The 11,923-nt window shown below is 65.8% G+C and carries 13 protein-coding genes; 11 read left to right on the top strand and 2 right to left on the bottom strand.

Annotated elements, in window-relative coordinates; genetic code table 11:
• Positions 1-81: 81 nt before the first annotated feature.
• From rbsD to FKP22_RS09395, 7 genes are all read left to right on the top strand, one after another.
• Positions 82-471: a D-ribose pyranase gene (gene rbsD, locus FKP22_RS09365; protein WP_141287228.1), complete on the top strand. Its 390-nt coding sequence runs from the start codon at positions 82-84 to the stop codon at positions 469-471.
• 27 nt (positions 472-498) lie between these two features.
• The gene (locus FKP22_RS09370) at positions 499-897 is read left to right on the top strand and encodes a gamma-butyrobetaine hydroxylase family protein (protein WP_231011516.1); all 399 of its coding nucleotides are present in this window, start codon (positions 499-501) and stop codon (positions 895-897) included.
• 23 nt (positions 898-920) lie between these two features.
• A complete protein-coding gene (gene ubiE, locus FKP22_RS09375) occupies positions 921-1,652 on the top strand; it encodes a bifunctional demethylmenaquinone methyltransferase/2-methoxy-6-polyprenyl-1,4-benzoquinol methylase UbiE (RefSeq protein ID WP_141287230.1) in 732 nt (243 codons plus the stop codon).
• 5 nt (positions 1,653-1,657) lie between these two features.
• A complete protein-coding gene (gene galE, locus FKP22_RS09380; protein ID WP_141287231.1) occupies positions 1,658-2,674 on the top strand; it encodes a UDP-glucose 4-epimerase GalE in 1,017 nt (338 codons plus the stop codon).
• A gap of 71 nt (positions 2,675-2,745) precedes the next feature.
• A complete protein-coding gene (locus tag FKP22_RS09385) occupies positions 2,746-3,273 on the top strand; it encodes a hypothetical protein (RefSeq protein ID WP_141287232.1) in 528 nt (175 codons plus the stop codon).
• A gap of 17 nt (positions 3,274-3,290) precedes the next feature.
• A complete protein-coding gene (ubiB, locus tag FKP22_RS09390) occupies positions 3,291-4,844 on the top strand; it encodes a ubiquinone biosynthesis regulatory protein kinase UbiB (protein WP_141287233.1) in 1,554 nt (517 codons plus the stop codon).
• Positions 4,845-4,974: 130 nt separating this feature from the next.
• Complete coding sequence (locus tag FKP22_RS09395; protein ID WP_141287234.1) at positions 4,975-5,130, top strand: DUF3309 family protein; 156 nt, start codon at positions 4,975-4,977, stop codon at positions 5,128-5,130.
• A gap of 77 nt (positions 5,131-5,207) precedes the next feature.
• Here the strand turns inward: FKP22_RS09395 and FKP22_RS09400 are convergent, their stop codons facing one another.
• Positions 5,208-6,323, bottom strand: a complete 1,116-nt coding sequence (locus tag FKP22_RS09400; protein ID WP_141287240.1) for a polyamine ABC transporter substrate-binding protein — start codon at positions 6,321-6,323, stop codon at positions 5,208-5,210.
• A gap of 156 nt (positions 6,324-6,479) precedes the next feature.
• Between FKP22_RS09400 and FKP22_RS09405 the strand changes: the two genes are divergently transcribed.
• The 4 genes from FKP22_RS09405 (at position 6,480) to FKP22_RS09420 (ending at position 10,337) form a co-directional block, all read left to right on the top strand.
• Positions 6,480-6,836, top strand: coding sequence for an FmdB family zinc ribbon protein (locus FKP22_RS09405; RefSeq protein ID WP_141287235.1), 357 nt, complete (start codon positions 6,480-6,482; stop codon positions 6,834-6,836).
• 12 nt (positions 6,837-6,848) lie between these two features.
• Entirely contained in the window at positions 6,849-7,508 is a 660-nt protein-coding gene (locus FKP22_RS09410; protein WP_141287236.1) for a DUF502 domain-containing protein, read from the top strand.
• A 141-nt stretch (positions 7,509-7,649) separates the two neighbouring features.
• The gene (aspS, locus tag FKP22_RS09415; RefSeq protein WP_141287237.1) at positions 7,650-9,440 is read left to right on the top strand and encodes an aspartate--tRNA ligase; all 1,791 of its coding nucleotides are present in this window, start codon (positions 7,650-7,652) and stop codon (positions 9,438-9,440) included.
• Between the two features lie 240 nt (positions 9,441-9,680).
• Positions 9,681-10,337, top strand: coding sequence for a hypothetical protein (locus FKP22_RS09420; protein ID WP_141287238.1), 657 nt, complete (start codon positions 9,681-9,683; stop codon positions 10,335-10,337).
• Here FKP22_RS09420 and FKP22_RS09425 read toward each other — a convergent pair.
• On the bottom strand, positions 10,318-11,862 hold the full coding sequence (locus FKP22_RS09425) for a tetratricopeptide repeat protein (protein ID WP_141287239.1): 1,545 nt from the start codon (positions 11,860-11,862) through the stop codon (positions 10,318-10,320). The genes FKP22_RS09420 and FKP22_RS09425 overlap by 20 nt on opposite strands.
• Positions 11,863-11,923: the final 61 nt, after the last annotated feature.

Consider the following 11,923-nt stretch of genomic DNA (forward strand, 5'->3'; position numbering starts at 1 on the left):
CACCCGGGCAGGTGCCCAGCCTTCCATTCCCACCGCGGCCGAGGTCGATGCCTCGCCGCTGCCTTCGCCCTGGAGCCCACTGTGAAACGCACCGCCTTGCTGCATGCCGAGCTGTCCCACGCCATTGCCAGCCTGGGCCACGGCGACATGCTGGTGATCGGCGATGTCGGCCTGCCGATCCCGCCCGGCCCGCGCCGCATCGACCTGGCCTTGACGCCTGGCATCCCGGCCGTGGCCGACGTGTTGAAAGCGGTGCTGAGCGAGATGCAGCTCGAGCGTGCGGTGATCGCCAGCGAGGCCGTGGAGCGCGCGGGCGGCGACCTGCCGGCCTGGTGTGTCTTGCCCGTGAAGCCGGAAACGGTGACGCACGCGCACTTCAAGCAGCTGTGCCGGGAGGCGCGCGTGATGGTGCGCACGGGCGAATGCACGCCGTATGCCAACGTGCTGCTGATCGCTGGCGTGACGTTCTGACATTGGCTGGCGGCTAAACTGCCGGCTGTGTCTGCACCTACTCCCACCGCCCTCACATTGCACCAGGCCTCGCGCCAGCTGGAAATCAGCTTCGACGACGGCCAGGTCTTCCACATTCCGTTCGAGCTGATGCGCGTGATGTCGCCGTCAGCCGAGGTGCAGGGCCACGGCCCGGGCCAGGAGACGGTGCAGACCGGCAAGCGCGAGGTTGGCATCAGCGGCGTGGCGCCGGTCGGCCATTACGGCATTCAGCCCCAGTTCGACGATGGCCATGAATCGGGCATCTTCACCTGGGCCTACCTTTACGAGATGGGTTCGCAGCAGACTGCCTTCTGGGCCCGCTACGAGGCGCAGTTGAAGGCCAATGGCGTGGACCGCGACAGGCCGATGCCGCCCAAGCCTGGCAGCGCCTGCGCGTCGCATTGAACCGAGCTAACGAGAGTCCGCAAATGTCAGAAACCCACTTCGGCTTCCGCAAGGTCGACGAGGCCGAGAAGGCCGGCAAGGTCAAGGGCGTGTTCGATTCGGTCGCGTCCAAGTACGACGTGATGAACGACCTGATGTCCATGGGCATGCATCGCGCCTGGAAGGCCTACACGATTGCCGTGGCCAACCTGAAGCCGGGCGACAGCGCGCTGGACATTGCCGGCGGCACCGGCGACCTGGCTCGCGCGTTTGCCCGCCAGGTCGGCCCGACCGGCCTGGTGCTGCACACCGACATCAACGAAGCCATGCTGCGCACCGGCCGCGACCGGCTGCTGGACGAAGGCCTGGCGCTGCCGACGACGCTGTGCGACGCCGAGAAGCTGCCGTTCAAGCCCGGCACATTCGATCTCGTCAGCGTGGCCTTCGGCCTGCGCAACATGACGCACAAGGACCAGGCGCTGGCCGAGATGAACCGGGTGCTCAAGCCGGGCGGCCGGCTGCTGGTGCTGGAGTTCTCCAAGGTCGCCAAGCCGCTGCAAAAGCCGTATGACTGGTACTCCTTCAACATCCTGCCCAAGCTGGGCCAGTGGGTGGCCGGCGACGCGGAAAGCTACCGCTACCTGGCCGAGTCCATCCGCATGCACCCGGACCAGGCGACGCTGAAGGCGATGATGAAAACCGCCGGCTTCGGCCACGTGGACGTGCACAACATGACCGGCGGGCTGGTTGCCCTGCACGTCGGCATCAAGTGCTGAACTGAATGCCCACCATCCTGCTCACCGGTGCCACCGGCTACATCGCGTCCCACACCTGGCTGGCCTTGCTTGCCGCAGGTTATGACGTGGTCGGGCTGGACGACTTTTCCAACAGTTCGCCCGAGGTGCTGAAACGGCTGGCCGAGCTGTCCGGCCGCGAGCTGGTGTTTGTGCAGGCGGACGTGAACGACCGCGCGGCGCTGGACGCCGTGTTCGCCGCGCACGAGATCGCGGCGGTGATGCACTTCGCCGCTTTCAAGGCTGTGGGCGAATCGACCGCGCAGCCGCTGAAGTACTACGCGAACAACCTGGGTGGGTTGGTCAACATGCTGCAGGCCATGGGCCGGGCGGGCGTGAAGACCTTTGTGTTCAGCTCCAGCGCCACCGTCTATGGCGAGCCGCAGTTCCTGCCCTACACCGAGGCGCATCCGCTGGCGGCCATGAACGTTTACGGCCGCACCAAGCTGATGGGCGAGCAGATCCTGCGTGACCTGGAAGCCGCCGAGCCGGACTGGCGCATTGGCTGGCTGCGCTACTTCAACCCGGTGGGCGCGCACGAGAGCGGCCGCATTGGCGAGGACCCACAAGGCATCCCGAACAACCTGATGCCGTTCGTGCAGCAGGTGGCCGTGGGCCGGCGCGAATTCCTGTCGGTCTTCGGCGGCGACTACGACACGCCGGATGGCACCGGCGTGCGCGACTACCTGCATGTGATGGACCTGGCCGAAGGCCATGTCGCCGCGCTGCGCTACCTGCTGGAGAAGCAGGCCTCGGTGACGGTCAACCTGGGCACCGGCGTGGGCTATAGCGTGCTGGACCTGGTCAATGCCTTCAGCCGCGCGGCCGGCAAGCCCATCCCGTACAAGATCGTGGACCGCCGGCCGGGCGACCTGCCCAGCTACTACGCCGACGCCACGCTGGCCAAGTCGCTGCTGGGCTGGGAAGCCACACGCAGCCTGGATGACATGTGTGCCCACAGCTGGCGCTGGGCGTCTGGCAACCCTCGCGGATACGCCGCTTAAAAGGGGCGCGCTGGCGGATCGCGCGACCCCATGGCGCGCTGTCGATAGGCGCGCTTACCTACAATCCGCCGATGCCTGATCCCCTGACCGCCTTGAGCGACCTGGTGCTGCCCGCAGCCACCGCCCGATTTGTCTTGCTGGCCAACCATGTGCTGAGCGTTGCGCCGGTGGCGCCGGCCCGCCTGAAGGCGCATGCCGGCCGCGTGCTGCGGGTCGAGGTCGAGAACTGGCGCGGCCCCTTGCCGCCACCGCCGGCCCTGACGCTGCGGGTCAGCCCGGCCGGCTTGCTGGAAACGCTGGAAGAGGGCACCGAAGTGGCCGTGCCCGATCTGCGCCTGCGGGTCGACGCTTCGCAGCCGTTTGCCGCTGCCACCAGGCTGGCGCAGGGCGAGCTGCCGCCGCTGCAGATCGAAGGCGACGTGGCCTTTGCGGCCGACGTGAACTGGGTGATTGCCAACGTGCGTTGGGACATTGCCGCCGACCTTGAAAAAGTGGTTGGCGCTACGCTGGCCGAAGGCCTGTCGCGCGCCGGCACGCAGGTGCTGGGTGCCGCCCGCCAGGTGGTGAACGGCGTGGCCAGCGTGCTGCGCCGGCCCTGAGCGGCGGGCACGTCCAGATGCGGTATTTCGCCCGGCTGGTTTTCATCGTCGTCACGCTGCTGCGGCATGGCGTGGACGAACTGGTGCTGTCCGGCTTTCGCCATCGCTGGATCCGCAGCCTGTCGTGGGTCGTCACGCTGGGCCGCAATTTCGACCAACCGCGCGGTCAGCGTCTGAGGCTGGCGCTGGAATCGCTGGGCCCGATCTTCATCAAGTTCGGCCAGGTGCTCTCGACCCGGCCGGACCTGGTGCCGCCGGACATCACGCGCGAACTCTCGCTGCTGCAGGATCGCGTGCCGCCGTTCCCGGCCTCGCAGGCGCGGGCCTTTGTCGAGGCCGCGCTGGGAAAGCCGATCGAGGCGATCTTCAGCCACTTCGAGGCCGAGCCGGTGGCCAGTGCGTCCATCGCGCAGGTGCACTTCGCCACGCTGCACGACGGTCGCGAGGTCGCGGTCAAGGTGCTGCGCCCGGGCATGCGCGCGGTGATCGACGACGACCTGGCGCTGCTGCACACGCTGGCGCGCTGGGTCGAGCGCTTGTCGGCCGACGGCAAGCGGCTGCGGCCGCGCGAGGTGGTGGCCGAGTTCGACATGTACTTGCATGACGAACTGGACCTGGTCAATGAGGCTGCAAATGCCGCGCAACTGCGCCGCAACATGGCCGATCTGCCGCTGATCATGGTGCCCGAGATGCACTGGGACTGGTGCACCTCCACCGTGATCGTGATGGAGCGCATGCATGGCGTGCCCATCAGCCAGATCGCGCGGCTGCGCGAGGCCGGCGTGGACATCAGGAAGCTGGCGCGCGATGGCGTGACCATCTTCTTCACCCAGGTCTTTCGCGATGGCTTCTTCCATGCGGACATGCACCCCGGCAACATCCAGGTCAGCCTGGCGCCTGCCACCTTCGGCCGCTACGTGGCGCTGGACTTCGGCATCGTCGGCACGCTGACCGAGACCGACAAGGAATACCTGGCGCAGAACTTCATCGCGTTCTTCCGGCGCGACTACAAGCGTGTGGCCGAACTGCACGTCGAGTCCGGCTGGGTGCCGCCGGGTACGCGCATCGAGCAACTGGAGCAGGCCATCCGCGCGACCTGCGAGCCGCAGTTCGACCGGCCGCTGAAGGAGATCTCGCTGGGCCAGGTGCTGATGCGGCTGTTCCAGACCTCGCGCCGCTTCAATGTCGAGATCCAGCCGCAACTCGTGCTGCTGCAGAAGACGCTGCTGAATGTCGAAGGCCTGGGCCGCGAACTGGATCCGGACCTGGACCTGTGGTCCACCGCCAAGCCCTTTCTCGAACGCTGGATGAACGAGCAGGTCGGCTGGCGCGCGATCTGGCGCCGGCTGAAGGACGAGGCACCGCTGTACGCCAAGCTGCTGCCCGAACTGCCTCGCCTGCTGCACCACCGCCTGGCTGCGCCGCAGCAGCAGGACGCACCGCTGCTGGCCGCATTGCTGCGCGAGCAGCGCCGCACCAACCGGCTGCTGTCCATGCTGGCGTGGAGTGGCGCGGGTTTCCTGGGCGGCGTGGTGCTGGCCCGCTGGCTGCTGCACTACGGCTTCTATTGAGCGGCGCTTCGCCTTCTTGAGTGCCGCGCGTCAGCCTTGCCTGACATGAGGACCCGCTGACGGCCTACCCCCAAGAGCGGTGGGGCGATGTGCAATGCATGCATCACCACTCATCTCAAGGGATGCCCAGATGCTCGGCACCATCCTCCTCGTTGTCCTGATCCTGCTGCTGCTCGGCGCACTCCCGACCTGGCCGCACAGCCGAGGCTGGGGCTACTACCCCAGCGGCGGCCTGGGCCTGGTCGTCGTCATCCTGATCGTGCTGTTGCTGATGGGCAGGATATAGCGCTCGATTGGCTCTGACCGCGCCAATGAAAAACGCCACCCCAAGGGTGGCGTTTTTTCATTGCTGAAGGAGGCGGCTTACTTGCCAGCCTTGAAGCGCGTGAACAGCCGGGTCTGCACGCGGCGGATGTCCTGCGGCACGCTGTCGGGCGCGGTCATCTTGGCCATGTCGGTGGGGCTGAGGAACACGCTGGGGTTGTCGGCCACGTCCTTCTTGACGAACTTCAGCGAGGCCTTGTTCGGGTTCGCGTAAAAGACCTGGTTGGTCAGCGAAGCGTGCACTTCCGGGCGCAGGATGTAGTTGATGAAGGCCTGGGCATTCTTCGGGTGCGGCGCGTCGGCCGGGATGGCCATCGAGTCGAAGAACAGCGTCGAGCCCTTGGGGGGGATCAGCGCCTGCAGGTTGACCTTGTTCTTGGCCTCGATCGCGCGCGACTTGGCAATGTTGATGTCGCCCGAGTAGCCCATCACCACGCACAGCGCGCCCTGGGACATTTCCTCGATGTAACCCGAGGACGAGAAGCGCGTCACATAGGGGCGGATCTTCATCAGCATGTCGCCCGCGGCCTTGTAGTCGTCGGCCGTGCGGCTGTAGCCAGGCTTGCCCACGTACAGCATCGCCACCGGCAGCACTTCCGAGGCCGAGTCCAGGAAGTTGATGCCACAGCTCTTGAGCTTGCTGGCGTACTGCGGGTCGAACACCAGCGACCACGGGTTCTCCGGCATCGGCGTGCTGCCCAGCGCAGCCTTGACCTTGTCGACGTTGATGCCCACCGTCACGAAGCCCCACAGCCAGTCGACCAGGTACTGGTTGCCGGGATCCACGCTTTCCATCTGCTTGAGCAGGGCCGGGTCCAGGTTGGACCAGTTGGGCAGCAGGCTGCGGTCCAGCTTGCGGAACAGGCCGGCCTCGATCTGCTGCTTGGCGAAGTGCGCGCTGGGCACGACGATGTCGTAGCCGGTCTTGCCGGTGACCAGCTTGGCGTGCAGGATCTCGTTGTTGTCGTAGTTGTCGTAGCGGACCTTGATGCCGGTTTCCTTCTCGAAATTGGCAATCGTGTCCGGTGCGATGTAGTCGGACCAGTTGTAGATGTTCAGGACCTTGGGTTCATCTGCGGCTTGCGCAGCCGGCAAGGCCGCCAGGCCGCTGCAGAGGACAGCCAGCGCCGCCGGCCACAAGCGGTTCCACACCATGCGCTTCACATCGTTCTCCTCGGGTGTCGGGTTCAGGGAATTCGGGGGTCAGGGGCGACGCGCGCAGACGGCACGGCCGCGGTCCATTCAATTCTAGGATGGCGGCCACGCTCCGTATAATCGCGGGTTTTCGCTTTCTGAATCAAAGATTTAGCCATGCCGATCTACGCCTATCGCTGCGCAGCCTGTGGCCATTCGCGTGACGTCCTGCAAAAGATGTCCGACGCCCAGTTGACGGTATGCCCGGTCTGCGGCGCCGAGCAGTTCCAGAAGCAGGTCACTGCGGCCGGTTTCCAGCTCAAGGGCTCGGGCTGGTACGCCACCGATTTCCGCGGTGGGAACAGCGGCGCACCGGCGCCTGCGGTCGCTGGCACGCCAGCCGCGCCAGCGGCCGGCGGGGCTTCATCCGGCAGTTCCTCCTCCAGTGGCGGCGAATCTTCCAGCGGCGGTGGCACGTCGGCCAGCGCTTCGTCTTCGTCCACCCCCTGCGGCGGCTCCTGCGCCTGCCACTGAGACCATCACTTCGTGAAAAAGTACCTCCTCGCCGGCCTGCTGACCTGGCTGCCCATTGCCGTCACCATCTGGGTGCTGCTGTGGGTGCAAGGCCTGCTGGACGGCATGTTCAAGGGCGTGCTGCGTCCCGTGCAGGCGCTGGTCTCGAAGGATGCGGCAGATGGCCTGGCCGGCTTCAGCCAGTTGCCTGGCGTGGGCGCGCTGGTGATGGTGCTGCTGCTGCTGCTGACCGGCATGTTCGTCGCGAACATCTTCGGCCAGTGGTGGCTGCGCCAGTGGGACATGCTGATGGGCCGCATCCCCATCGTCAAGTCCATCTACAGCTCGGTCAAGCAGGTCTCCGACACGCTGTTCTCCAGCAGCGGCAATGCCTTCCGCGAAGCCGTGCTGGTGCAGTACCCGCATGCCGAATCCTGGACCATCGCCTTTGTCACCGGCCGCCCCGGCGGCGAGGTGGCCGAGCACCTGGCCGGCGAACATGTCAGCCTCTACGTGCCGACCACGCCGAACCCGACCTCCGGCTTCTTCCTGATCATGCCGCGCGCCTCGGTGCGTCCGCTCAGCATGAGCGTGGACGAAGCCTTGAAGTACATCATCTCGATGGGCGTGGTTGCGCCCCCGGCCGGCCTGCTGCCGTTGCCGGAGGGGGCCGACCCCAATCGGGTGGGCTGAACGCGCCGACACGCCCCGCGTTCAGTCCTGAGGGTTGATCACCCCACCCAGGCCACCCCAAGCTTTTCCCTCCTGGTCCCCCGGCGCATCTCGCGCCGCGGTAGACCGCTCCCCCGAATACCGACGCACAGGAGTGCACTCATGAGAACCGAATACTGCGGCAAGGTCAGCGAAGCGCTGATGGGCCAGACCGTGACGCTGATGGGCTGGGCGCATCGCCGCCGCGACCATGGTGGCGTGATCTTCATCGAACTGCGTGACCGCGAAGGCCATGTGCAGATCGTCTGCGACCCGGACCGCCCGGAGATGTTCAAGACGGCAGAACTGGTGCGCAACGAGTTCTGCCTGAAGGTCGTGGGCCTGGTGCGGGCACGCCCGGCCGACAAGGAAAACACCAACCTGGCCAGCGGCAAGATCGAAGTGCTGTGCCACGAGCTGGAAGTGCTGAACGCTTCCGTCACGCCGCCTTTCCAGCTGGACGACGAGAACCTCAGCGAGACCGTGCGCCTGACGCACCGCGTGCTGGACCTGCGCCGCCCGCAGATGCAGAAGAACCTGATGCTGCGCTACCGCGTGGCGATGGAAGTGCGCAAGTTCCTGGACGCCAACGGCTTCGTCGACATCGAGACCCCGATGCTGACCAAGTCCACGCCCGAAGGCGCGCGTGACTACCTCGTGCCCAGCCGTGTGCACGACGGCCACTTCTTCGCGCTGCCGCAGTCGCCGCAGCTGTTCAAGCAGCTGCTGATGGTGGCCGGTTTCGACCGCTACTACCAGATCACCAAGTGTTTCCGCGACGAAGACCTGCGCGCCGACCGCCAGCCCGAATTCACGCAGATCGACATCGAGACCTCGTTCCTGGACGAGGAAGAGATCCGCGGCATGTTCGAGGGCATGATCCGCACCGTCTTCCGCAACGCGATGAATGTGGAGCTGCCGGTCTACCCGGTGATGACCTACGCCGACGCGATGTTCAAGTACGGCTCGGACAAACCGGACCTGCGCGTCAAGCTGCAGTTCACCGAGTTGACCGAGGTCATGAAGGACGTGGACTTCAAGGTCTTCTCGACACCGGCCACGACCAAGGGCGGCCGCGTGGTGGCGCTGAAGGTGCCGGGCGGCGGCGAGATGAGCCGTGGCGAGATTGACGGCTACACCGAGTTCGTCAAGATCTATGGCGCCAAGGGCCTGGCCTGGATCAAGGTCAACGACGTGGCCAAGGGCCGCGAAGGCCTGCAGTCGCCGGTGGTGAAGAACCTGCACGACGCCGCCATCGCCGAGATCCTGGCGCGCACCGGTGCGTGCAACGGCGACCTGATCTTCTTCGGCGCCGACAAGGCCAAGGTGGTCAACGACGCCATCGGCGCCTTGCGCGTGAAGATCGGCCACAGCGACTTCGGCCGCAGCAAGGGCTTGTTCGAGGACAAGTGGGCACCGCTGTGGGTGGTCGACTTCCCGATGTTCGAGTACGACGAAGGCGAAGGCCGCTGGAACGCGACCCATCACCCGTTCACCTCGCCGAAGGACGGCCATGAGAACCTGATGGACACCGACCCGGGCGCCTGCATCGCCAAGGCCTACGACATGGTGCTCAACGGCTGGGAACTGGGCGGCGGTTCGGTGCGGATCCACCGCGCCGAGATCCAGAGCAAGGTCTTCAGCGCGCTGAACATCAGCAAGGAAGACGCCCAGGTCAAGTTCGGCTTCCTGCTGGATGCGCTGCAGTACGGCGCGCCCCCGCACGGCGGCCTGGCCTTCGGCCTGGACCGGCTGATCACGCTGATGACCAAGGCCGAATCGATCCGCGACGTGATCGCCTTCCCCAAGACCCAGCGCGCGCAGGACTTGCTGACCGGCGCCCCGTCACTGGTCGACGAAAAGCAGCTGCGCGAACTGCACATCCGGCTGCGCAATGCGCAAGCGGCGGTCTGAACAGGCGCGTCGCCAGTTCGATCAAAAAAGGGCCTTCGGGTCCTTTTTTTCGTCTGTGGCGCCCGGTTGAAGGATGCGCCGCGTGTCCCGCGTCTTCGAGATGTGTCCGTGAGGAATCCGTGAGGGCCTGGCCGCCGCGTCTTGGGCTCTCGGCCAGGACACTGGCGGGGCCCGGTCGCGACAGGCCGGCCCGCTCCCAGGTTTCAGGGAGTGGCACCCACTGCTTCAAGGAGATTCTTCATGCCAAAGACATTCCGGCTGGCCTTCTGCGGATGCGCCGCCGCGCTCGCGCTGATCGTGTCGGCCCCGGTCATCGCCCAGACCTCCGAGGTGATGCTGCAAAACGCCACCACTTACAGCATCGGCAACACAGTCTATTTTTACGGCCTGCCCACCCGCGTCGCGGCGGACGGAACGGTCAAGTACTGGGACGGCCAGATCGTGCTTCAGGCCGATGACACCAATGGCAAGCCGAACAAGGCGAGCATGTCCGGCGTGGTGAAGTCCCCCAACGTCAAGAAGTCGGAGTTTGTGCCGGGGACCTATGCCTTCGGCGGTGCGACCTGCAAGCTGGTGGCCTCGCCTTTTGCGGGGCGCACCGAGTACGAGCTGGACTGCGCAGACAGCAGTGGCAGGACCTACATCGGCGTTTTCTACAGCGGTCCGGTCAGCGGCAATCCGTACGAAACGAAGCTCAAGGCCGCCAAGCTGGACCTGGTCGCCGGTGTGGATGAATATGCTTGGGGGGCCACCAGCTACACCGGCAACTTGAATTGGTTCACTTGCTTCAATGACGGCGAATTGCTTTCTGCCCGCCAGAACGGCAACACGCTGACCCTGATCAACTGGGGCTACGACAACGTCGAAGACTGCCGGGTCAACCTGATAAAGCAGTGACCGCCGGGTTCTCGGGCCGCCGCGGAACAGGCTTGCGCGACCCGGCGCGCAGGAGCGCCTGCTGCAAGGGCGCCTGGAACCAGTCAGCAGTGCCATTGGCCTTCATGCCGGCCAGTGCCGCTTCCAGCAGCGGGCTGGCTTCGGCCGGGCGCCCCAGTAGGGCGAGCGCACGGCCTTGTTCGCCCTGCAGTTTGAAGGCCCAATCCGCTGCCGGCGCTGTCTGGGCAATGGCATCGGCCTTCAGGGCCTCCAGGATCGGCAGGGCAAGGGCCGGCCGGCCGAGTTCGTTCAGGGCCTGCCCGCGGTAGAAGTCAATGCCTGACACCATGGCGTGATCCTCGTGTTGGAAGGTCTGCACGGCCCAGGCCCGCAACTCGTCGAGCATTGCCAGTGCCTGCCGGGCATGCCCAGTCCGCAGGTTGGTCACGGCGAGATTCATGGCCGAGATGCGCGTGGCCTGGTGGTCGGCTCCCATGGTGCGCAGCAAGGAGTCGTAGGTCGCCTGACTCTCCTTGCGGGCCTCTTCGAACCGACCCATGACGGACAGCACGCCGGCCATGGAGATCCGCGCCGTGTTCACCGTGTATTCGTCCGGGCCCAATACCGCGGCAATGCGGTCCCGCACCAGTCCCAGATCTGACAACACATGGTCCGCGTCTGCGTCTGCATCCGACATGCTGGCGTTGACCAGCGCCAGGCGAGCCCTTTCGAAGGCCACCGTGCCAATGCTCTCCGGTGAGAAGGGCGGCTTCAGAACGACGGTCAGCAGTTCCTTGGCGCGGTCGTACCGGTTGGCTCGGTAGTAGCCGTCGCCGAGGTCCCTGCGCAGGCCTGCGCGGTCCGCCAAGTCGCCGGGATGCAGTTGTTCCTGCAGGGCCAGCGCTTGTTCGCCGAAGGGCAGTGCAGCCTTGGTTTCGTGGGTGAATGACAGCAGGGTGAAGCGTGTGCGGGCCAGTTGGAGTGCGACCTCGGTCGAGCCCTGCGCGGCTTGTGGACCGGCGTCCCGCTCGGCTTCTTCCAGCCAGCGCCGAGCTTCGTCGAACTTGGAGTCGCGGGTGAGGGTCCGCGCCAGTGCCAGCCGGGCCAGCATGCCTTCCTCCTTGGCCTGACTCGCCTCCAGCAAGGTCCAGGCCCGTTGGAACTCGGCTTCGGCTTGTGGAAATGCACTGATGTTCAGATTCATCTGGCCCAGTTGCATGCGAACCGAGGCCTCTACCGCGTCCTGACCTTTGAATCTTGCGCTCGCTCTCGCCGATGCCTTTTGAAGCAATTCGGGAACGGACAGGGACAGGCGCGCGCCGCGCTCCGAAATGTCAGCCGACTGGAGCAAGTCCTTGTTCAGGAAATCGTTGATCGCCTGGGCGCGTTCGGTTTGCTGCTGCGCCAGGGTCAGGGCCTGTTGGCTGCGTTGGAAAAACCACAGGCTGACGGCCAGCCCCAGGAACAGGCTGGCCATCACGGCGGCGATCAAGGGCCGGCGCGCACGGCTGCGGGCCAGCTCCTGTTCCGCGGCGGCGGTGACCAAGGCAGATCATTGAAGCCAATGGCGGCCGGCTACTGTTCAGCTCGTCGCCCTTGGGCGGATT

The organism is Ideonella azotifigens, from assembly GCF_006519715.1.
Lineage (GTDB): Bacteria > Pseudomonadota > Gammaproteobacteria > Burkholderiales > Burkholderiaceae_C > Ideonella > Ideonella azotifigens.

Bases quoted from the DNA above. Each gene is read 5' to 3' on its own strand.
- FKP22_RS09420 (WP_141287238.1), top strand. From the start codon at position 9,681: ATGCCAAAGACATTCCGGCTGGCCTTCTGCGGATGCGCCGCCGCGCTC.
- galE (WP_141287231.1), top strand. From the start codon at position 1,658: ATGCCCACCATCCTGCTCACCGGTGCCACCGGCTACATCGCGTCCCAC.
- ubiE (WP_141287230.1), top strand. From the start codon at position 921: ATGTCAGAAACCCACTTCGGCTTCCGCAAGGTCGACGAGGCCGAGAAG.
- aspS (WP_141287237.1), top strand. From the start codon at position 7,650: ATGAGAACCGAATACTGCGGCAAGGTCAGCGAAGCGCTGATGGGCCAG.
- FKP22_RS09405 (WP_141287235.1), top strand. From the start codon at position 6,480: ATGCCGATCTACGCCTATCGCTGCGCAGCCTGTGGCCATTCGCGTGAC.
- FKP22_RS09395 (WP_141287234.1), top strand. From the start codon at position 4,975: ATGCTCGGCACCATCCTCCTCGTTGTCCTGATCCTGCTGCTGCTCGGC.
- FKP22_RS09385 (WP_141287232.1), top strand. From the start codon at position 2,746: ATGCCTGATCCCCTGACCGCCTTGAGCGACCTGGTGCTGCCCGCAGCC.
- ubiB (WP_141287233.1), top strand. From the start codon at position 3,291: ATGCGGTATTTCGCCCGGCTGGTTTTCATCGTCGTCACGCTGCTGCGG.
- FKP22_RS09400 (WP_141287240.1), bottom strand. From the start codon at position 6,323: ATGGTGTGGAACCGCTTGTGGCCGGCGGCGCTGGCTGTCCTCTGCAGC.